This window comes from Natronomonas salina, from assembly GCF_013391105.1.
Lineage (GTDB): Archaea > Halobacteriota > Halobacteria > Halobacteriales > Haloarculaceae > Natronomonas > Natronomonas salina.
This window is the reverse complement of record NZ_CP058335.1, coordinates 485,076-504,603: the sequence shown is the minus strand read 5'-3', so window position 1 is coordinate 504,603 and position 19,528 is coordinate 485,076. Positions and strand designations below refer to the sequence as shown.

20 protein-coding genes are annotated in these 19,528 nt (G+C 68.6%); 11 read left to right on the top strand and 9 right to left on the bottom strand.

The features are described 5' to 3' along the window. Window positions 1–33 precede the first annotated feature (33 nt). The 3 genes from HWV07_RS02855 to HWV07_RS02845 all read left to right on the top strand — a co-directional run bounded on the left by HWV07_RS02855 (window position 34) and on the right by HWV07_RS02845 (window position 2,294). Window positions 34–813: an SDR family NAD(P)-dependent oxidoreductase gene (locus HWV07_RS02855; protein WP_178332853.1), complete on the top strand. Its 780-nt coding sequence runs from the start codon at window positions 34–36 to the stop codon at window positions 811–813. Between the two features lie 399 nt (window positions 814–1,212). Further along, window positions 1,213–1,440 (top strand): hypothetical protein, encoded by a 228-nt coding sequence (locus HWV07_RS02850; RefSeq protein ID WP_178332852.1) that lies wholly within the window; start codon window positions 1,213–1,215, stop codon window positions 1,438–1,440. Window positions 1,441–1,520: 80 nt separating this feature from the next. Next, window positions 1,521–2,294, top strand: a complete 774-nt coding sequence (locus HWV07_RS02845) for an SDR family NAD(P)-dependent oxidoreductase (protein ID WP_178332851.1) — start codon at window positions 1,521–1,523, stop codon at window positions 2,292–2,294. 15 nt (window positions 2,295–2,309) lie between these two features. Here the strand turns inward: HWV07_RS02845 and HWV07_RS02840 are convergent, their stop codons facing one another. Both HWV07_RS02840 and HWV07_RS02835 read right to left on the bottom strand, forming a co-directional pair. Next, window positions 2,310–2,966 carry a S24/S26 family peptidase gene (locus HWV07_RS02840; protein WP_178332850.1) on the bottom strand — a complete coding sequence of 219 codons (657 nt, stop codon included), beginning with the start codon at window positions 2,964–2,966 and terminating at the stop codon, window positions 2,310–2,312. Window positions 2,967–3,430: 464 nt separating this feature from the next. Further along, on the bottom strand, window positions 3,431–4,645 hold the full coding sequence (locus HWV07_RS02835) for an acyl-CoA dehydrogenase family protein (RefSeq protein ID WP_178332849.1): 1,215 nt from the start codon (window positions 4,643–4,645) through the stop codon (window positions 3,431–3,433). 179 nt (window positions 4,646–4,824) lie between these two features. On the opposite strand from HWV07_RS02835, the gene HWV07_RS02830 reads away from it, so the two are divergent. From HWV07_RS02830 to HWV07_RS02815, 4 genes are all read left to right on the top strand, one after another. Continuing rightward, the gene (locus HWV07_RS02830; RefSeq protein WP_178332848.1) at window positions 4,825–5,907 is read left to right on the top strand and encodes a phosphotransferase family protein; all 1,083 of its coding nucleotides are present in this window, start codon (window positions 4,825–4,827) and stop codon (window positions 5,905–5,907) included. Window positions 5,908–6,048: 141 nt separating this feature from the next. Further along, window positions 6,049–6,819 carry a YihY/virulence factor BrkB family protein gene (locus HWV07_RS02825; RefSeq protein ID WP_178332847.1) on the top strand — a complete coding sequence of 257 codons (771 nt, stop codon included), beginning with the start codon at window positions 6,049–6,051 and terminating at the stop codon, window positions 6,817–6,819. Window positions 6,820–6,869: 50 nt separating this feature from the next. Continuing rightward, entirely contained in the window at window positions 6,870–7,889 is a 1,020-nt protein-coding gene (locus HWV07_RS02820; protein WP_178332846.1) for a quinone oxidoreductase family protein, read from the top strand. Between the two features lie 75 nt (window positions 7,890–7,964). Further along, entirely contained in the window at window positions 7,965–9,599 is a 1,635-nt protein-coding gene (locus HWV07_RS02815) for a rhomboid family intramembrane serine protease (protein WP_178332845.1), read from the top strand. A 3-nt stretch (window positions 9,600–9,602) separates the two neighbouring features. Here the strand turns inward: HWV07_RS02815 and HWV07_RS02810 are convergent, their stop codons facing one another. Further along, a complete protein-coding gene (locus tag HWV07_RS02810; RefSeq protein WP_178332844.1) occupies window positions 9,603–10,244 on the bottom strand; it encodes an METTL5 family protein in 642 nt (213 codons plus the stop codon). 101 nt (window positions 10,245–10,345) lie between these two features. Between HWV07_RS02810 and HWV07_RS02805 the strand changes: the two genes are divergently transcribed. Next, on the top strand, window positions 10,346–11,287 hold the full coding sequence (locus tag HWV07_RS02805) for an alpha/beta hydrolase (RefSeq protein ID WP_178332843.1): 942 nt from the start codon (window positions 10,346–10,348) through the stop codon (window positions 11,285–11,287). A 52-nt stretch (window positions 11,288–11,339) separates the two neighbouring features. Next, window positions 11,340–11,780, top strand: a complete 441-nt coding sequence (locus tag HWV07_RS02800) for a C2H2-type zinc finger protein (RefSeq protein WP_178332842.1) — start codon at window positions 11,340–11,342, stop codon at window positions 11,778–11,780. A gap of 48 nt (window positions 11,781–11,828) precedes the next feature. On the opposite strand, the gene HWV07_RS02795 is transcribed toward HWV07_RS02800, so the two are convergent. The 5 genes from HWV07_RS02795 to dph2 all read right to left on the bottom strand — a co-directional run bounded on the left by HWV07_RS02795 (window position 11,829) and on the right by dph2 (window position 17,070). Further along, window positions 11,829–12,863, bottom strand: a complete 1,035-nt coding sequence (locus tag HWV07_RS02795) for a disk-shape morphogenesis protein volactin (RefSeq protein WP_178332841.1) — start codon at window positions 12,861–12,863, stop codon at window positions 11,829–11,831. A 73-nt stretch (window positions 12,864–12,936) separates the two neighbouring features. Next, a complete protein-coding gene (locus tag HWV07_RS02790) occupies window positions 12,937–13,818 on the bottom strand; it encodes a cell division protein CdpA domain-containing protein (RefSeq protein ID WP_178332840.1) in 882 nt (293 codons plus the stop codon). A 23-nt stretch (window positions 13,819–13,841) separates the two neighbouring features. Then, on the bottom strand, window positions 13,842–15,173 hold the full coding sequence (locus HWV07_RS02785) for an FUSC family protein (RefSeq protein WP_178332839.1): 1,332 nt from the start codon (window positions 15,171–15,173) through the stop codon (window positions 13,842–13,844). Window positions 15,174–15,212: 39 nt separating this feature from the next. Then, complete coding sequence (locus HWV07_RS02780) at window positions 15,213–15,974, bottom strand: DUF8173 domain-containing protein (RefSeq protein ID WP_178332838.1); 762 nt, start codon at window positions 15,972–15,974, stop codon at window positions 15,213–15,215. Window positions 15,975–16,014: 40 nt separating this feature from the next. Continuing rightward, window positions 16,015–17,070 carry a diphthamide biosynthesis enzyme Dph2 gene (dph2, locus tag HWV07_RS02775; RefSeq protein WP_178332837.1) on the bottom strand — a complete coding sequence of 352 codons (1,056 nt, stop codon included), beginning with the start codon at window positions 17,068–17,070 and terminating at the stop codon, window positions 16,015–16,017. Window positions 17,071–17,298: 228 nt separating this feature from the next. On the opposite strand from dph2, the gene HWV07_RS02770 reads away from it, so the two are divergent. Both HWV07_RS02770 and HWV07_RS02765 read left to right on the top strand, forming a co-directional pair. Then, window positions 17,299–18,402, top strand: coding sequence for a midas domain-containing protein (locus tag HWV07_RS02770; RefSeq protein WP_178332836.1), 1,104 nt, complete (start codon window positions 17,299–17,301; stop codon window positions 18,400–18,402). A 56-nt stretch (window positions 18,403–18,458) separates the two neighbouring features. Continuing rightward, window positions 18,459–18,842, top strand: a complete 384-nt coding sequence (locus HWV07_RS02765; protein WP_178332835.1) for a YlbF/YmcA family competence regulator — start codon at window positions 18,459–18,461, stop codon at window positions 18,840–18,842. A 79-nt stretch (window positions 18,843–18,921) separates the two neighbouring features. On the opposite strand, the gene HWV07_RS02760 is transcribed toward HWV07_RS02765, so the two are convergent. Continuing rightward, on the bottom strand, window positions 18,922–19,428 hold the full coding sequence (locus HWV07_RS02760) for a hypothetical protein (RefSeq protein WP_178332834.1): 507 nt from the start codon (window positions 19,426–19,428) through the stop codon (window positions 18,922–18,924). Between the last annotated feature and the right edge of the window lie 100 nt (window positions 19,429–19,528).

Sequence of the window (19,528 nt, the reverse complement as noted above, 5' to 3'; positions counted from 1 at the left end):
CTTATAGCGAAACCCGGAGATTACCCCCTTGCAATGGACTTCGGACTTGACGACAAGACCGCCCTCGTCACCGGCGGTGCCGGACGTATCGGGAGCGAAGACTGCCGCGTACTCGCCCAGGAGGGCGCCGACGTCGTCGTCCTCGACGTCGCCCTCGACAAGGCGGAGAACGTCGTCGACGAACTCGAGGAGGACTACGACGCGACCGCCCACGCCGTCGAGTGCGACCTCACCGACCGCGCCGACGTCTCCGACACCGTCGCCGCCCTCGAGGAGGAGACCGGCGGCATCGACATCCTCGTGAACAACGCCGGGATGGTCGACGCCCGCGACAAGGTCGAGGACTTCGACGACGACATCTGGGACCGCGACATCGCCGTCAACCTCACCGGCGCCTACAACATCACCCAGGAGGTCTATCCCCACATGAAGGAGCGGGAGTGGGGCCGCATCATCAACATGTCCTCGATGGCCGGCTGGCAGGGCGGCTTCGGCCAGCTCTCGTACTCCGCGACGAAGGCCGCGCTCATCGGCTTCGGCAAGACGCTCGCCCTCGAGGGCGCCCAGCACGGCGTCACCTCGAACGTCATCGCTCCCAGCATCGTCGTCGGCCAGCTCGCCGACCTCCCCATCGACCAGCTCGAGCAGGTCGACGAGCACTTCGCCCGGATCGCGAAGGCCACCCCGATGCGCAAGCTCGGCAAGGAGGAGGACGTCTCCAATCTCGTCGCCTACCTCGCCTCCGAGCAGTCCAACTACATCACCGGCCAGGTCATCGGCGTCACCGGCGGCATCGACCTCTTCAGTTTCTAGAACCTCCACTTTTTGCACGCTCGGCGCGGCTCCGCCGCGCCTCGCGGCAAAAACGTGGGTGTAAATAGGCGCGCCCTCCTCCAGCCGCTGGCCCTCACTCCGTTCGGGCCAGCGTTAGTCGTCGGGCGTCCTCAGAAGTGCGAAGCACTTCTGACGGGCTGCGGAAATCGCCAAGGGCGATTTCCGAACGCTACGGCGGCTCGCTGCTCACGGCTCGCTCCGCTCGCCGTTCGCATTCCCGTGGCGCTCACTTCGTTCGCGCCACGCATCGCTCGCCGTCGATTACCGCGCTCGCTCTGCTCGCGCGGATGCTTTGGTCCGTGATTCCGGTTCCGCGACAGTCAGATGGAGAATCGATGCGAACGTGTTTGTATCAGGTCCACGTCGGTAGAATATACGATGACTGTCGTCGGCCATCCCGCCCACGGGTTCCTCCCGGTCTCGGCGCTGTTCTTCGCCCACGTCTTCGTGGCCCTGCTGCCCGGGATCGCCGTCTGGTACGTCACGTCGATGCCGCTACTGTCGATCCTCGTGTTCGTCGTGGCTGCGCTCCTCCTCGCTCCGCCGCTGCTCCCCTGGTACCGTCGGCTCCAGCCACGGCACGCGTCAGTCGAGGAGGACAGGTAACGGCGCGGTACCGGTGGCGCCCCCTGCGCCCTCCCATCGCAGGGAAAACCACCAAACCCCTTCTCCGCGAGGTGGTGGCCATGAGCGTACTCGACCGCTTCAGGCTCGACGACGACGTGGTACTGATCACTGGCGCGGCCTCGGGCATCGGCAAGGCCTACGCGGAGGCCTGTGCCGACGCCGGCGCCGACCTCGCGCTGGCGGACGTCGACCACGAGGGTGTCCGGGAGGTCGCCGACGAACTCGACGCGGAGACGCTCCCCCTGGAGGTCGACGTCTCCGAGCACGAGCAGGTCCAGGAGATGGTCGAGACGGCGACGGACGAACTCGGCGGGCTGGACGTCGTCTTCGCGAACGCCGGCATCGGGCGCCTGAGCCTGCCGATCGACCGGTACCCGGTCGAGGAGTGGGACGACGTGATGGACGTCAACCTCGACGGCGTCTTCTACACCATCCGCGAGGCCGCGGCGGCGATGGACGACGGCGGCAGCATCGTCGCGACGGCGTCGGTGCTCAGCGAGGTGGCCTCCGACTGGCCGGGCGTCGCCGCCTACGTCGCCTCGAAGGGCGGCGTCCGACAGCTCGTCAAGCAGGCTGCCGCGGACCTCGGCGACGACGACATCCGCGTCAACGCCATCGCGCCGGGCTGGACGCACACCGGCATCGGCGGCGGCGCCTTCCGGAAGGACTCGGGGCTCGACGAGATGCACGACCAGATGGCCGACGAGACGATCCTCGGGCGCCTGGGGGACCCGGACGACCTGAAGGGGATCGCCGTCTTCCTCGCCAGCGACGCCTCCGCCTACTGTACGGGCAGCGTCTTCACTGTCGACGGCGGCTGGACGGCGACGTGACGGTCGGGGCGCCGCTCAGCTGACGGCCGGCATCCGACAGCTGTTCGGGGAGAAGGCCAGCCTGGCGCACCCGACGTACGGCACCCGGTACCTGGCGGTGCCGGTGACCCACTGCGGTTTCACCGGCGGCGCGATGCCGCTGGCCTGGTCGTAGTAGGCGTTGTTGTCGCCCTTCGTGACGAAGCCGGCGTGTGGGGCCGGACAGTTCCGCAGTTCCTCGCAACTGTCCGCGTCGAGGTACTGCTCGTTGGCCCGGTCGTACCAGTTCTCCCCCGGCTCGACCCAGAATCTGACCCGGTGGATGATCGGGGGGCCGTTCCGTCCCGGGGCATCGTAGACGACGACCGTCCCCGGTTTGCCGAAGGCCCGGTGGCCCTGGTCCGCGCCCGACGCGTGGGTGACGATGCCCGTCCCGCGGAACGACTCCTCGGGGGCGAAGCGGTCGGGTTCGGTCACGAACACCATGTCGCCCTTCTGCATGTTCGGCTGCATGCTGCCGCTCTCGATGGCGACCAGCGGCGGCCAGACGCCGCTAACGAGGAACACCGCCACGCCGATGGCCGCCACGAGGAGGAGACTCGAGACGACGTCCCGGACCACGTATCCGGCGCTGCTCGAGGAGTCCGGTTCGCCGATCCGCGACGGGGGCGGACCCCTCTCGTCGTCGTCCATGTGCGGAGTTGGTATTTCAGCCGTATTGAAATTACCCGTCTCGGGGCTGAATCGCCGCCTTCTAGTCACCAATCGGAAACCATCGGGTAACAACTTGTCGTGTCAGGATCGCTCAATGCCGCGTCGTGGACGTCATCCCTGACGCCTTCGCGGGAGGCTGTGGACGTCGGCGTCGAACACCCCAACAGCAGCCCCACGGGCGCCACGAGCAGTCCCAGAACACCCGGCGGTCAGAAAGTACTGTGGGAAATCGACGAGGACGAAGTACGCCGCCACAGCGACCGAGGCCAGCATCCTCGCTCCCAGGGCGTTGGCCACTCGGTCGACTGGGCCCCCGAACGGGCCCGCCTGACGTTGGAGGCGATAAAGACGACGGCGGTCGCGGAGTCTAACCATGAATCTCCTTCTAGAGCACGCACAAAAGAACCGACCCTCGGTGGGTTCGGGAGCGGTCGAGGTGTCCGTCAGAAGGTCGGCAGGTTCTCCAGTTCGTCGGTGTGCTCCTCGGCGCCCTCGAAGGCGTCGCGGGCGATGACGCGCTGGTGGACCTCGTCGGCGCCGTCGACGATGCGGAAGGCGCGGACGCCCTCGTAGAAGTCCGCCAGCGGGAGGTCCCGGGAGATGCCGGAGCCGCCGGTACACTGGATAGCGAGGTCGATGGCCTCCTGGCAGACGTTCGCGGTGAAGACCTTCGACATCGAGACCGGGACGCGGGCCTGCTCGCCGCGGGCGATCTCCTCGGCGGCGTGTCTGACCATCGTCCGGGCGGCGTGGAGTTCGGTCTCCTTGTCGGCGATGTCGTAGCGGAGCGACTGCTTGTCCGACAGCGAGGTGCCGAAGGACTCCCGCTCGGACATGTACGCCTTCGCGATGGTGAGCGCCCGACGGGCCATCCCGGAGAAGCGCATGCAGTGGGTCAGGCGAGCGGGGCCGAGGCGCTGCTGGGCAATCGCGAAGCCGGCGTTCTCGGAGCCCAGCAGGTTCTCCTCGGGGACGCGGACGTCGTCGAACCGGAACTCGGCGTGGCCGTGGCCGTCCATGTCGGGGCCGAGGTGGGGGATGTCGCGGACCATCTCGACGCCGTCGGCGTCGGTCGGGACGAGGATGATGGAGGCGCCCTGGTAGGGGTGGGCGTCGGGGTCGGTGACCGCCATCAGGAGGATGACGTCGGCGTGGCTGCCCTGCGTCGTCCACCACTTGTGGCCGTCGATGACCCACTCGTCGCCGTCCTTCTCGGCGGTCGTCTTCAGCATCTTCGGGTCGGAGCCGGCGCCGTCGCGGGGCTCGGTCATGCCGAACGCCGAGCGGATCTCGCCGGCGACGAGCGGCTCGAGCCACTCCTCCTTCTGTTCCTCGCTGCCGACGAGCTCGAGGGTGTGCATGTTCCCCTCGTCGGGCGCGTCGACGCGCATCGCCGAGGCGCCGAGCAGCGAGCGGCCGGCCTCCTCGAACAGCGGGAGGACGTCGCTGAGGTCCATCCCCATGCCGCCGTGCTCCTCGTCGATCTGGGGGCAGTAGATATCGCGGTCGCGGGCCTCCTCTCGGAGGTCCTCGATGACGTCCTCTCCGACCGGGCCCTGGCCGAGGTGTTCGCGTTCCGTCGGGATGACGACCTCGTCGACGAACTCGCGGGCGCGGTCTGCGAGCTCCTTCGCCTCGGGGGAGTCGTGGTACTCCATGGCGTACCTATCTGGACACAACATTGTAAAAGGACCGGGAGCGGAACTGTCGACTGGTACACACGACCGGGCTCCCTCGCTCCGATACATGTCCGACATGCGAGGGGTGGCGGCAGTTATTTGGGTCAGCGTCGCACACTTCGTCTTACAATGTTAGTAAGCCTCGCGGGTGAGGACGGATGACCGACGCGGATTCCGAGTACTTCGAGCGCATCGTCGACGAGGACTCGCTCCGCTCGTATCTGGAGGCCGAACTCGGCACCGTCGAGGAGTACGACGTCCGGCACCACCAGGAGGGCCACTCCAACGAGACCCTCTTCGTCACCTGGGGGGACCGCGAACTCGTCGTCCGCCGGCCGCCCCCGGGGGACATCGCCGAGAACGCCCACGACGTCCTCAGGGAGTACCGGGTCATCGACGCCCTCCAGGAGACGAACGTCAGGGTTCCCACGACGGTGCTGGCCTGCGACGACCACGACGTCATCGGCAGCGACTTCTACGCGATGGAGCGCCAGGAGGGCGACGTGCTCCGGGACGAGGAACCCGACCGCTTCGCCGACCCCGAGTCCCGCGAACGGATCGGCCACGAGATGGTCGACCGCCTCGTCGAGATCCACGAGGTCGACTACGAGGCCGTCGGGCTGGAGGAGGGCGACTTCGGCTACCCGCCGGAGTTCACCCAGCGGCAGGTCCGCCGCTGGTCCGAACAGCTGACGTGGGCCTTCGAGGTCACCGCCGAGGAGCGGGAGGTCGAGACGCTCTACGACGTCATGGAGTGGCTCTACGACAACGTCCCGGAGGACGACGAGTACCCGAACACGCTCGTCCACGGCGACTACAAGCTCGACAACGTCATGTTCGCGCCGTCGGACGACCCCGAGATCGCGGCTATCTTCGACTGGGAGATGTCGACGCTCGGCGACCCCTTCACGGACCTCGGGTGGATGCTCTCCTACTGGAGCGAGGAGAAGGACCCGGAGCCGCCGACGCAGTCGCTGGCCTCGGAGTTCATGACCCGCGAGGGGTACCCGTCGCGCCGGGACCTCGTCGAGCGCTACGAGGAGAAGACCGGCTACGAGTTCGACAACTGGCGGTTCTACTGGGTGCTCGCGGTGTACAAGCTCGCCGGCCTCGGCGAGATGTTCTTCCGCCGGTACCTCGAGGGCAACTCCGACGACCCGATGTACCCGAAGATGCGGGAGGGCGTCCCCGCACTGGCCGAACGGGCACAGATGATCATCGACGGGGAGATGGAGCTGTAGGCGCGACCACCCCTCCACCGGCCGGGACCGGACGCCGTCCCGCGGAGGGACCACCTGACCCGCCCGTTCAGAAAGCCGATATATCTCCCGCAGCTTCTGGTCACTACGCTCTTTGAAATACTCGCCCAACTAGCAAGTTCGATGGGGACCACTACGGCGGTTCGAGAGATCGTGCACGTCGCCCGCGACCGGGAGCTCACGTTCATGGCGGCGGCGATCACGTACTACGCCCTGGCGTCGATCGTCCCGCTGTTGCTGCTCTCGCTGGCACTCGGGACGCTGATCGGCGGCGACGCGTACATCGAATCGCTCATCCAAGACCGGCTCGGTTCGGCGCTCTCAGAGAGCGGTCAGGAAGTCCTCCTCGGCCTCCTGACCGGCATCCAGGGGCAGGTCGGCGCGAGCGTCGTCGGTATCGTCGTGGCGTTCTGGAGCGGCTCGAAGGTGTTCCGGGGACTCGACATCGCGTTCTCCAACGTCTACGACCACGAGGCCGAACCGGGACTGCTCAGACAGCTCCTCGACGCGGCGGTCGTCATCGGGCTCCTCGTCGTCGCCATCGGCGCGATGATCGCGGTCAGCATCCTCGTCTCCGTCGTCGACGTACCGGTCGCCAACCCGGGCCTGGTGGGCTCGGCGCTCCTGTTCGTGACCCTGGTCGTCGTCCTCCTCCCATTGTACTACGTCCTGCCGCCGGTCGAGGAGACCGTCCGCGGCGTGCTCCCGGGGGCGCTCCTGGCCGCCGTCGGGTTCATCGTCCTGCAGGTCCTCTTCGTCGTCTACGCCAGCAACGCGGGTCAGTACAAGGCGCTCGGAATCCTCGGCGCCCTCCTCCTCTTCGTCACCTGGCTCTACTTCGGGAGCGTGGTCCTCCTCGTCGGCGCCGCGGCGAACTACGCGACCGGCCGCTAGCCCGTCACCGTCTCCCAAACGCATAACCCCGCGCCGGAACAGGTGGAGGCATGCGAGTCGCAGCCTTCACCGACTTCGGCGACGGCGACGCGGTCGAGATCCAGGAACGCGACGACCCCGAGCCCGGCCCCGGCGAGGCCGTCGTCGACGTCGAGGCCTGCTCGATCAACCGCCACGACCTCTGGATACTGCAGGGCGACTCCGCGATGGTGACCGGGGGCGCCCTGCCGTTCGTCTCCGGGCTCGACGCGGCCGGCTACGTCAGCGAGGTCGGCGAGGACGTCCGCGGCGTCGAGGCGGGCGACCGCGTCCTGCTCTGTCCCAACCAGACCTGCGGGACCTGCGAGTTCTGCCGCGAGGGGCCGGAGACGCTCTGCGAGCAGTTCATGCTCTACCACGGCGCCCTCGCCGAGCGGGCGTCGGTCGACGCCAGCCGGCTGATTCCCCTGCCGGACGGCGTGGACTTCCGGGAGGCCGCCGCGCTGCCGACCGCCTACCTCACCGCCTGGCGGATGCTGAAGGTCGCCGACGTCGGGCCGACGGACCTCGTGTTCGTCCCCGGCGCCACCGGCGGCGTCGGCGTCGCCGCCGTGCAGCTCGCCGCCGTCCGGGGCGCCGACGCCATCGGCACCTCGACCTCGGAACGCAAGCTCGACCGGCTGTCGGAGCTCGGCTGCGAGCACACCATCCGGTCGGCGGACACCGACGAGCTGGTCCGGGAGGTCCGGTCGATCGGCTCGCCGGACGCCGTCGTCAACCACCTCGCCGGCGACTTCACGCAGGTCGGCCTCGAGGTGATGAAACGCGGCGGGACGATGGTCATCTGCGGCCGGACGGCCGGCCCCACCTCGGAGTTCAAGGTCGCGCCGTTCTTCCTCCGGCACGAGCGCATCGTCGGGTCGACGATGGGCACCCAGCCGGAACTGGAGACGCTCGTCGACCTCCTCGCCGACGGCGCCTTCGAGCCGCCGGTCGGGGAGACGTACTCACTGGAGGAGACCGGCCGGGCGTTCGACGACATGAGCGAGCGCGACGCCTTCGGGAAACTCGTCGTCGAGCCCGATCGGTGACCGGGACCGCCGGCCCGGATTCGGGGCCTGGGTAAACCGCAGGCTTCTATAGGGATCCGTCACGTCGTCGGCCACATGCCATCCCCGGCCGCCGTCTGGTACGTCGTCCTCCTGGCCGGGATGCTCGTCTCGCTCGCCACGCTCTACTACCTCGCCCAGCCGCACGGCCGCTGGGGACGGCTGGCGCGGCGACGGCTCCTGCTGGGGTTGCCCTGGGGCACGCTGGTCGCCTGCGCCGGTGTCGCCGCGTTCTACCTGTTCGTCCAGGACGGCCTCGCGAATCCCACCGACCCGGTCGTCGTGCCGTTCCGCGCGTGGAGCTACTTCTACCCGACCGGCATCCTCACGGCGGGCTTCGCCCACGCCGGCCTGGGTCACCTCACGGGCAACCTCCTCGGCGCGCTCGTGTTCGGCACGGTCGCCGAGTACGCCTGGGGACACTTCCCCCGGGAGCGTGGCAGCGCCTCGTTCTCGTCGCTCCGCACCAACCCGATCGTCCGCGCCGCCGCGTGGGGCGTCGGCCTCTTCGTGGCCGCAATCCTCACGGCGGCGTTCGCGCTCGGCCCGGTCGTCGGGTTCTCCGGCGTCGTGTTCGCGCTCGTCGGCTTCGCGCTGGTCCGCTACCCGGTGGCGACCGTCGTCGCGATCCTCGTCAGCCGGATCGTCTCGCAGGTGTTCAGCGCCGTCCAGCAGCCCGTCTTCCAGCAGATCGCCAGCGAGTCCTTCTCGCGGCCCTGGTGGGCGAACGTCGCGGTCCAGGGCCACGCCCTCGGGCTCTTCCTGGGGATCGTCGCGAGCGTCGCGCTGCTGTACCGCCGCGACGTCCGCCCGAAGGCCAGCCACGTCTGGTTCGCCGCCCTGGCCTTCACCATCGACCGGGGCCTGTGGGCCATCTACACAATCGAGAGCAGCGACACCTACACGCTGTTCCGCGCGCTGGGGACGGCGCTGGTGTTCCTCCTCGCGGCGCTCGTCGCGGGCGGCGCCGTCGCTACGCCGCGGGACCTCGTCTCGAGGATCGACCTCTCGCGGCGCGAGGCGGCCTACGGACTGCTCGTGTGCGTCCTGCTGGCGCTGTCGCTGGTCGGCGTCTGGTTCAACCTCTTCGTCGTCGACGACGCGCGGGCGGGACTGGCGGAGGCCGAACCCACTGAGGTCGGCGACTACACCGTCTTCTACGCCGAGGAGGTGGAGAACCAGTTCATCCCGGCGACGCCCATCACCGGCGAGAACGGGAGCGACCGGGTCAACGCCAGCGGCGTCATCGTGGTCTCCGAGGAGCGGAACATCTGGTGGGAGGAGGTATCGAAGCGGCAGCTGGCGTCCCGTGGCGACGTGACCGTCCGGCTCGGCGGCCTCACCTGGAACGCGGACGTCCGCGCGTCGCGGACGACGTGGTCGCTCGCCGGCGGGAACTCGACGTACAACGTCCGTCTGGGCCGGGCGACGGCAGAGACGAGACCGGTCGTCTACCGGGCCGAGCGAGCCAGCGCCGACGTCCGCATCGACGGCCGGAACGTCTCGATCGAGCCGGAGGGCAACGGCTTCGACGTTATCGTCTCGAGGGAGAACGAAACGCTCGACCGCCAGTCCGTCCCGGTCGACGGGAACGCGGCGACCGTCGGCGGCGTCGAGTTCGAGCGGGACGGTCGCGACTTCTTCGCCGAGCGCAACGAGACGCGGATCAGGGTCGCCCGGCGGTCGGACTGAGGTCTACCGCCACTCGATGCGGAAGACCTCGGTGTCGATGGACCGCGACTCGTCCTCGTGGTGGTCGAACTGCCGGGGGAGGTCGAACTCAGCGGCGAAGGCGTGGGTCACCTCGCCGCCCTCGTCGTCGGCGAAGGACTCGACGAACGCCTCGCTGCCGGCGTTGTGGACGGAGTAGGAGACGTCGGCGATGTCGACGGCGGTCTCGAGGAAGGCGCGGTCGGCACCCTCGTTGCCGGACTGGGCGCCGAACGGCGGGTTCATCAGCACCGTCACCGGGTCGTCGGGACATAGCGGCGCCCGCGTCGCGTCGGCGCGGACCCACGAGACGTCGGTCCGGGCGGCGACCCGCCGTTCGTTCTCCCGGGCGGTCGACAGCGGCGCCGGGTCGACGTCGACGCCGACGACGCGGTCGGGGCCGCGCAACGCCGCGCCGAGCGCCAGCATCCCGGTGCCGCAGCCCAGGTCGACGACCGTCCGGTCCTCGACGTCGCCCTGGAGGTCCGAGACGTGGACGATGTGGGCCGCCAGGTCCGGCGGCGTGTGGTACTGCTCCAGCGGCGCCCGCGGGTCCTCGAACCCGGCGACGACTGCCAGTTCCTGCGCCAGCCGGCGACGCGTCGACCCCGCGTTCCCCTCTGTCATCGGCCTGCAATACTTGCCAGACATGCTTATAGGTTGGTGTATGCGAGCGGGTTATCGGCCCCGACCGGGGAGTTATCCGCCCTCCCGCGTACGTCGAGAGTATGCCCGACCGCGAACTCGACCCGCAGGCAGCCGCCGTCCTGGAGGCCGTCGAATCCGTCCCAGTGCCGCCGACCTACGAGTTGTCGGTCGAGAGCGCCCGCGAGCGCCTCGCCGCCTTCTTCGGGGACCAGTCTGCTGCCCCGGTCGCCGCCGTCGAGGAATTCTCCATCCCCGGTCCCGACGAGTCCATCGACGTCCGGCTGTACCTCCCCGAGCGGACCGACCCGCCGCTGGTCGTCTTCTACCACGGCGGCGGGTGGGTCCTCGGCGGCCTCGACTCCTACGACCCGCTCTGCCGCGCGCTCGCGAACGCCGGCGACGTGGCCGTCCTCTCCGTCGACTACCGGCTCGCGCCCGAACACCCGTTCCCGGCGGGCTTCGAGGACGCTTACGCCGCGGCGGTCTGGGCGACGAAGAACGCAGGCCGGATGAACTGCGACCCGGACCGCGTGGCCGTGGCCGGCGACAGCGCCGGCGGCAACCTCGCGGCGGCGGTCACCATCGCCGCCCGCGACCGCAACGGCCCCGCCATCGACGCGCAGGCGCTGCTCTATCCGGCGGTGGCCGCCCCCGGCATCCACGCCTTCGAGAGCCAGGTCGAGAACGCCGAGGGGTACTTCCTCGAGCGGGACAGCGTCGCGTGGTTCTACGAGCGCTACCTCGACGACGCCGCGGACCGCCGGAACGCCTACGTCGCGCCGCTGCTCGCACGCGACGTCTCGGGGCTGCCGCCCGCGACGGTCGTCACCGCCGGGTTCGACCCGCTCCGCGACGAGGGGGAGGCCTACGCCGACCGGCTGGCCGAGGCCGGCGTCGCGGTCCGCCGCGAGTCGTACCCGGGCATGATCCACGGCTTCGCCAGCATGCTCGACGACCTCGACCGCGCCGACGACGCCGTCGCGGCGGTCGCCGACGGCCTCGCGGCGACGTTCGGGGACTGACGCGCTGAAACACGCGGAAGCTTCTTTCCACCCCGGGGTATAGCCCCCTGCCATGGACTGTCCCCGGTGTGACGGCCGACTGGAACGGTACGCCCTGGGCGGCCGCGAGGCGGTCTCCTGCGACCGCTGCGGCTACATCGGAGTGCCCGTCGAACACCGGGGCGAGCTGCGCGACGGGGAGTCGTGGGACGACGCCATCACGCGGTTCAACGAGGTCGGACGCGTCAGCGCCGGGACCGTCGAGACGAGCGACGCCCCGACGCCCGAGTTCGACGACGCGGGCGACGATCCGCAGCCGACGGTCGTCCGCGTGTCGTCGCCGGCGTCGGACCTGACCGTCGAAGCCGGGCAGAACACCGCCATCGACGGCGACGCTATCGAGGACGGCGCAACCGATGCAGGAGACGGCGTCGCCTGCGACGTCTGTGGGAAGCGGTTCGACGCGGTCGCCCAGCTCAACGGTCACATGGCCGTCCACTCGGGCGAAGAATAGGGAGAATCGCGGGGTCGGGCGGCCGGCGACGGCCGCGGCGTCGTCGCGTCAGTCCTCGGCGGCTTCCTCTGCTTCCTCGCCGGCGTCGGCGGAGCCGGCCTCGTCCTCCTCCTCGGTCCGGGAGGCGACGAGCGCGCCGCGGGCGACGCTGTAGAGGGGTTCGTCGGCCTTCCGGACGTCGCTGATCGAGAACGGGATGTCGGCCTTCTCGAGGCGCTCCTGGAAGAGCTTCTCGAAGCCCGGCGGGCTGGAGGTGCCGCCGGTGACGACGACAGGCACGTCGAGACCCTCCTCGACGTCCTCGTCGTTGACCTCGCGGGCGATGTTCTCGATGACGTAGTCCAGGAGGTTGTCGTAGTAGATGGACAGCGCCCCCTCGACGCCGCCGGCGTCGGTCGTGAAGTCCAGCCGGAACTCGTCCTCCTTGATGGAGGTGACCTTGTCGACGCTGTTGCCGGTCGCCGTCGCGGTCTGCTCGTCGATCCAGTCGCCGCCGCGGGCGACGGAGAACGTCATGACCGGGACCGCGTAGTACGACAGGCAGACGTTCGTCATGCCGGCGCCGAAGGAGACGCCCAGTCCCGTGAAGTTGTGGTCGGCCAGCTCCGAGTAGATGACCGCCATGCCCTCGTTGATGGGCTCGGGGTCGTAGCCGACGTCCCCGAGGAACGACTCGAGGGTCTTCTGGTGGTACAGCGTCGACAGGTCCGAGTCGATGGGGTCGGCCGGCGTCGAGAAGTAGATCCGCTCGTTGGGCCGGGCCGGCTCGCCGACGACCTGCTCGATGATGAGCTTGATCATCGGGATGGCGGACTGCTCCTCCGAGGAGAGGATGCCGTGCTTCATCGGCCGGCGGGTCTCCTCGTTGAAGATGTTCGCGAAGTTCAGGGCGTCGTCGCCGACGACGTACACCTGGTCGTCCTTGCGGATGTGGAGGACGTCCGAGCGGCTCAGCATGCGCTCGGCCATGTCGCTGTACTCGATCTCGACGAACGAGTTCCGCTGCGATACGAAGACCGTTTCGTTGCCTTCCTGCTTGGCCGAGACGAGGTTCATCGTCCCGACGTCGATGCCGCGTGCCATACCTTACCGGCTGCTTGGCGTCTAATAAAAGTACCCCCAGGTACACGTTCTGTACGAGGGATAAACGGTCCGCTCAGCGCCCGACGAGGTCCTTCAGTCGACCGACCAGTCCGTCGGGGTCGGCCTCGGCGTCCTTCCGCTGCTGCTCTCTCAGTTGCTTCAGCGCGTCGGCCTGGTCGTCGACGCCGCTGCCGCTGTCGGTGCGCTGCTCGCCGCCCTTCATTCCCTTCAGCGCGGACAGCTGGTCGTCGACGCTCTTCGAGCGGTGGACCTTCGCCTTCGACTGGTCGAAGTTGTGCCCGTCGAGGTCGGCGTCGGGGTTGATCGACAGCCGCTCGGTCTCGACCTTCTCGACGCCGCCCCACGACATCTCCGTCCCCGACATCGCCTCGTCGATGTCCCGCTGGACCTGCGCCGCCGTCACCTCGGGGTCGTCGCCGCCCTGTTCCTCCTCGGCCCCGGCGGCCGCCGCGGGACCGCCGCCTACCCGCTCGATGTGGTAGCCGACGAGCGCCGAGCCGGTCGCCGCCAGCAGGCTGATCAGGCCGACGGCGTAGACGCTGACGCCCTGCAGGCTGTAGTCCGCCCCGTAGTTCCAGTTGCTCGGGTACACTGAGACGAAGAAGCCGATGGCGACGACGGTGATCGCCAGCCCGCCCAGGGCGACGTAGACGGCCCGACGGTCCGCCGGCAGCAACACGACGACGGAGACCAGGAGGACCGGCAGTCCCAGCGCGCCGCCGGCGAAGGCGATCTCCCGGAGCCAGAACGCCTCGCCGGCTATGACGCCGCGCTCGATGGCGAACAGCAGCAGCCCCGCGAGGCCGAGCCCCAGCCCGGCGAAGAACAGCGCGAACCCGAGGTAGACGTCCGTCCGGCTGTCCGGTTCGCCGATGTACGCCCGGTAGACGTCGACGAGTCGGTCGGTTCCGCGGTTCGATTCGGAGGTCGACATGGGGTCCCCTTTAGAGCGGGGGCCTATGACTGTTGGGCCTGAAGTGATTCAGTGAGTGCGTCGCCCCGGTCGAGGGCGAGTTCGGCCCACTCGGCGGCGCCGGCGTACATGAGGTGCATCCGGGCGAGCGCCCTCGTATTCAGGCCGTCGCCTCTCGAGTAGTGGTCCGCCGACTCCAGCATCTGGGCGGCTCTGCGCGCCAGGTACCGCTGGATGGGCGTCCCGTCGGCGACCCGCTCGACCGACTCGACCGCCCGTCGTTTCTCCGTGAGGAGCCGCGACGTCGGAAACTCCGGCCCGTCGAGGAGCGGTTTCGTCCGGTCGATCGCCGCCGTGACCGACTCGTACTCCACCAGCAACTGCTGGGCCCTGAACAGGCCGTGGAGGCGGCGACCGTTCTCGCGGTGCTCCGAGAGCTGCGAGCGGAACCGGCCCGTGCGATGACCCACGTTCGACCGGATCTCCTCGAAGTAGTCCGCGACCGTCTCCTCCTCGCGAGCGCTCCGCTCCTCGTCGGGGAACTGCTCGGCGACTGTGGCCAGTTCGTCCGCAAGGTCGTCCAGTTCGGCGTCGATCGCCGGTCGGAGCGACCGCTCGTCCGGGTCGGTGGCGGTCTCGATGTACCGCTCGGCGTCGTCGCGGCGGCGGCGATGCACTTCGAGGGAGCGATAGACCGAGGCGAGTTGATCGACGCGCCGCTGGGCGTCGCCGTCCGAACCCCGCTCGTCGTCGAGGAAGTCGTCGACGTGGTCGAGGCTGTCGGCCATCTCGAGGGCGCGTTCCGCCGCGAAGGCCGTGGGGAGGACCTCCTCGACCGGTCGGGCGATCCGGTACTCGAAGCCGTCGAGGAGGGCGTCGGTCGCCTCGCGTTCGGCTTCGACCGCCGAGCGCAGGGCGGTCGCGTCGAGCGTGCCGCGTTCGGCTCGCAGGTAGCCGTCGGCCCTGGCGAGGTCCCGGACGATGCGCCGGAGGAGGTGGACCCCCTCCTCGGACGGCCCCGTCTCGCGGGCGGACTCGAGTCGGTCGTCCGCCCGCTCGAGAACGTCATCCTGGAGTCGGTTCCGGTCCCTTTCGCCCGACGAGCCGTCCGTCGACTCGAGCAACTCCTCGACCGAATCACGGAGCGTCTCGACGTGGTCGACGGCGGCGGCCCAGTGGGCGTCGGAGACGCGTATGGCCGACGGGACCGACGGCGCGTCGATCGCCATCGCCTCGCGGACGATCTCCTGGTCGGTCCGGGGGACCTCGACCGGGGTGACAGTCTCCCGGCTGGCCCGGGCGGACCGTTCGTTACAGCCGGCGACGCCGGCGAGTGCGGCCGCGCCGAGGAGGAACCGGCGGCGTGTGGAGGGCATCGTCACATGGAATCGGGGCGTGGAATATACGTCTTCGGGTCAGTTCCGGTCGGCGTCGTCGTCGAAACCGGTCGTCCACCCGTCGTCGGCGGTCCCGTCCGTATCGCTGTTCGCCGTCGACGAGGAGCCGTCGTCCCACGAAGAGCCCCACTCGTCGGTATCACCAGTTCGGGCCGTCGTACCCCTCGACGCTCCGCCAGAGACTGACTCGACCCCTCTCGACCGGCCGCTGGAGCGGGACCCGTCGCTCCTGTACTCCAGGTACCAGGCGCCGATGGCCATGCAGCCGAGGACGAATCCGACGAGACCGCCGAGGATCGGGACGCCGGCGGTGAAGGCGGAGATTACGACGGCTATCAGCAGCGCCGCCCCCCGGTCGTCGACGAGGGCGCGCCCGAAGGCGATGTACCCCAGCACGCCGATCACGGCCATCGCGATCAACATGGGGACCGCGAGGAGGAGCCCGATGCCGGTGATCGCCAGGAGGACGATGCCGATCACCGCCGCGACGAAGATCCCGAGGCCGAACAGGAACGTCTCACCGGGGTCCTCGACGATACGGTCGGTGGTCCGCTCGGTGTAATCCGGTGCGAGCGCGAGCATGAGTCCGCCGACGATCACCGTGAATATCGCGCTCGTAATCGCCTGGGCGGTCAGTGACAGCCCCGTTTCGGGCGTCGTAGCGGAGGGGGCCTGCTGGGCGGCGACCGGAGCGGCGAACAGCAGGAGCGCGCCCGCTATCGTGCCGAGAACTACGTGTTCGAGGCGCCTGGGGCTGTAGCGCAGTGGAGGGCTGGGCATACGATGACCTCTGAAATGGGGTGGAAGAAAGTTCCTGTGGTTACCAGGTACCGTGGAAGGTGTCGAACTCCAGGTTCTCTAGCGGCTCCTCGCCGATGGCGATGCGGTACTCCTGGGGGGTGAGCATCGGCTTCTTGAACTGCGGGCCGTCGTCGGTCGTGATGCGCGGACAGCCCGTGTTGACGTAGGCGTCCAGCCCGAAGTTCGTCAGGCGGTCCGGCGTCACCTCGTCCATCGTGATGAGGTAGGCGTCGTCGTTCTCCGCGACGATCTCCTCGGCGATCTCCCAGCGGCCCTGGCCGATCTTCGTACAGAAGATGACGCCCCACTCCTCGGCGTCCATCGCCTTGTGGACGGAGGCGTAGCGCTGCTTGAGGAACTTCTCGGTGTCCGCGATGTGGACGGAGTTGTTCACCGGGTCGGCGATGACGACCGTCTTGTCGGGGTGCTCCATCGCCAGGCCGAGCGGGTGGAACTTCCCGCCGCCGACGTAGAGGATCTGGTCGGCGTCGACGTCCGCGGAGGCGTAGTTGCAGCCGAGGACCTGGCCCTCGTTGGTCAACCGCTCGTCGCCGCGGCGCGTCTCGACGGCGTAGCCGCGCTCCTCGAGCCACGCGCGCATCTCCTCGAACTTGTTCATGTGCTGGGCCGTCGTCACGAGGCCGACGCGGTCGTCCTCCTCGGGCGACGTCAGCTCGTCGAGGGCCTCCGCCATGATCGGCGTGACCTCGACGTTGGAGAACAGCGGGACGTAGATGATCTTCTCGGACTCCTTCATCGGCGAGTGGCCGAAGTGGACGAAGACGTCCGTCCGCCGCATCAGGTAGGTGTCGAGGTCGCAGGCGCCGTAGCAGGGCTGCCCCGAGATCATCACGTTCACGTCGTCTGGCAGCTCCGAACGGAGGTCGTCGGCGACGCGCGGGCCGCGGCGCTTCAGTCCCTCCGGGAACTGCAGACCGACCGTGGTGGCGTCGCGCTCCTCGACCGCCTCGACTATGCGGTCGAGTTCGTAGTCCCACGTCCGGTCGTGCTTCAGCGACAGCCCGGTGTTCCGGAGGTCTCCCTCCGTGTACCCGGGGTCCGATTCCTGGCTCATTGCGAGTCGCTTGTCCGTCCGTCCGTAAAACGTGCGTGCTTCGCGTCGTGCCCAGTTCGGACTGCAGCGAATCGACGAGCAGCCAGCAACCGCCAGGCGCCCTCGATCCGGTCTATAGCCGAACCGACGGGTGGCGAGGAGTTAACGACCGGATAAACGAGTAGAAAAAACTCGAAATGAGTTGGTAATAAACAGGTAACTAACTGGAAACGGCTGCGAGGGTGGAGTATGATGGAACGGGGGGTGCGGACGGCAGCCGTAGTCGTAGCCCTGGCGCTGACGCTATCGCTGGGCTTCGCGGGGTTCGTCGTCGCCGACGACGATCGGGGGCACGGCAACGACTGCGACGGCCACGACGAGGACAATCCAGGTCGTAGCGATGGCGTCGACGAGAACTCGAAGAACCACGGCGGTGCGAACTGCGACGACGATGGCGACGGTCGAAACGACGACGGAGGTGGTCAGGACGACGATTCCGAGGAGGGCGAAGATCCACAGGACGACGAACTGAGCGGAGATGACCCCGACGATACCCCGGCAGACGACCCCGGTACGGGCGACTCCGACGACGAGGACCCGGGTGCCGGAGATGGACAGAACGAGACCGAGGACGGAGACCGGTCAGGTGAAAGTGAGGACGGCGAGGAGGGTGAGCAGAAGAACGGCACCTACGAAGGACCGGGGGATGGCCAGAACGGTGACGACGACTCGAAAGACAATCGGAGCGACGAGAACGATTCCGAAAACGAGCGCGGGGACGAGGACGAGTCAGAAGAGGAGGACACAGACGATGAGAGCTCGGCCGGTGAGGACCCGGACGAAGGCAACGAGTCGGATACGGGGGACGACACCTCTGGAGACGAACAACAGGAGAACCAGGACGATGAGGAGGATGGCGAAGAGACACCCGAAGGTGACGGTTCCGCCTCCGACCACGAAACGGGCTCGGACGGTGACGCCGACGCCTCACCGTCCCCTGGGGGAGGCTTCTCCGATACCGGCGCCGAATCACACGTCTGTAGCGAACCCTCGAACGGGTCGTCGGCAGACGAGGATACCGACGGAGACGGAACGAATAGCACGGCCCCGGAGGGCGCTGAAAACGGTACGACTTCGTCGGAGGATGGGACGAACGTCGTGACCGACGGCCCGCTCGACGATTCCGATCCGGCGCCGGCAGAACTCGGCTTCGGCGCTACCGGCGACGCCCCGGGCGTAGACCGGTCGGAGAGCGAGATGCGGGAGGAGACCGCCGGGTTCGGTTCGCTCCCGCTGGTCGCACTCGCGCTCGTGGTACTCGTCGGGCTCGCAGTCGCGTACGTCCGCGGGTAACGCGTCGACACCCGCTTCCGGCATACATTTACGGTGGCGGTTCCAACGGCCCGGCAATGAGTATCGAGACGACCCCCGCGGAGCGCGCAGACGAACTCGCCGAGGACCTCGGCGACGCGATCGCCGAGATGCCCGCCTACCAGGAGTTCGTCGAGGCGAAGGCGGCCGTCGAGAACGACGAGGAACTCCAGCAGGAGATCCGGGAGTTCGAGCAGCTCCGCGAGGAGTTCATGATGGCCCGACAGACCGGCGACGCGACCAACGACGACCTCCGGAAGCTGCAGAGCACCCAGGAGGACCTCCACGGCAAGCCGAAGATGAAGGCGTACCTGCAGGCGCAGTCCGAGATCGAGCTCAAACTTCAGGAGCTCGACCAGCTCATCTCCGACCCGCTGGAGATCGAGTTCGGCCAGAAGGCCGGCGGCTGCTGCGAGGACTGACGGCGACCGTCCGACCGCTCGCTTCTATCGACGACGCGCACCTTGAGTAGCGACGGCGCCTGGTCCGCGGCGTCCGGCCTCAGACGGCGATCGACGTGACGAGGATCGCTTCGGAGACGTAGTCGTGGACCTGCTCCGAGATGAGCAGGGCGTTGTTCACCGCGACGGCGCCGAAGAGGAACGACAGCGCGCCGTAGATGGTGACCTTCGACGCGAGCGCGAGTCGGTCCAGGCCGAGGCGGCGACGGATCTCGACGGCCAGGTACTCCGCCGTGAGCGTCGCGACGGCGACGGTCGCCACGCTCAGGACCGCCAGCCCGGCGAAGGTCCCGCCCCCGACGAAGACGGCGTCGGCGACCGGATTCAGTTCGACGATGCCGGGGACGAACCGGACGCCGATCGCCGTCGTCACGGCGTCGGCCAGCTTCGTCCCGGCGAGCAGCACGAACCCGTAGAACCTGACGACGCCGTTCAGCAGCCACCAGTGGTCGTCGTCCATCCGCTTCCGTGTGCGTCCGCGGCGGGACCGCCCGGTCGCCGTCGCGTCGTCGTGACTCGAGTCGGGCCCCCAGCCCTCGTGGGACATGCGACCGACTTCGGACGGATTCAGGAAGTACCTGCCGCCGGGTATCCGGCGGGCTTTTTGTACGAGCGCGGCCGACCGCCCGCTTTTTGAGGGCGGCTCA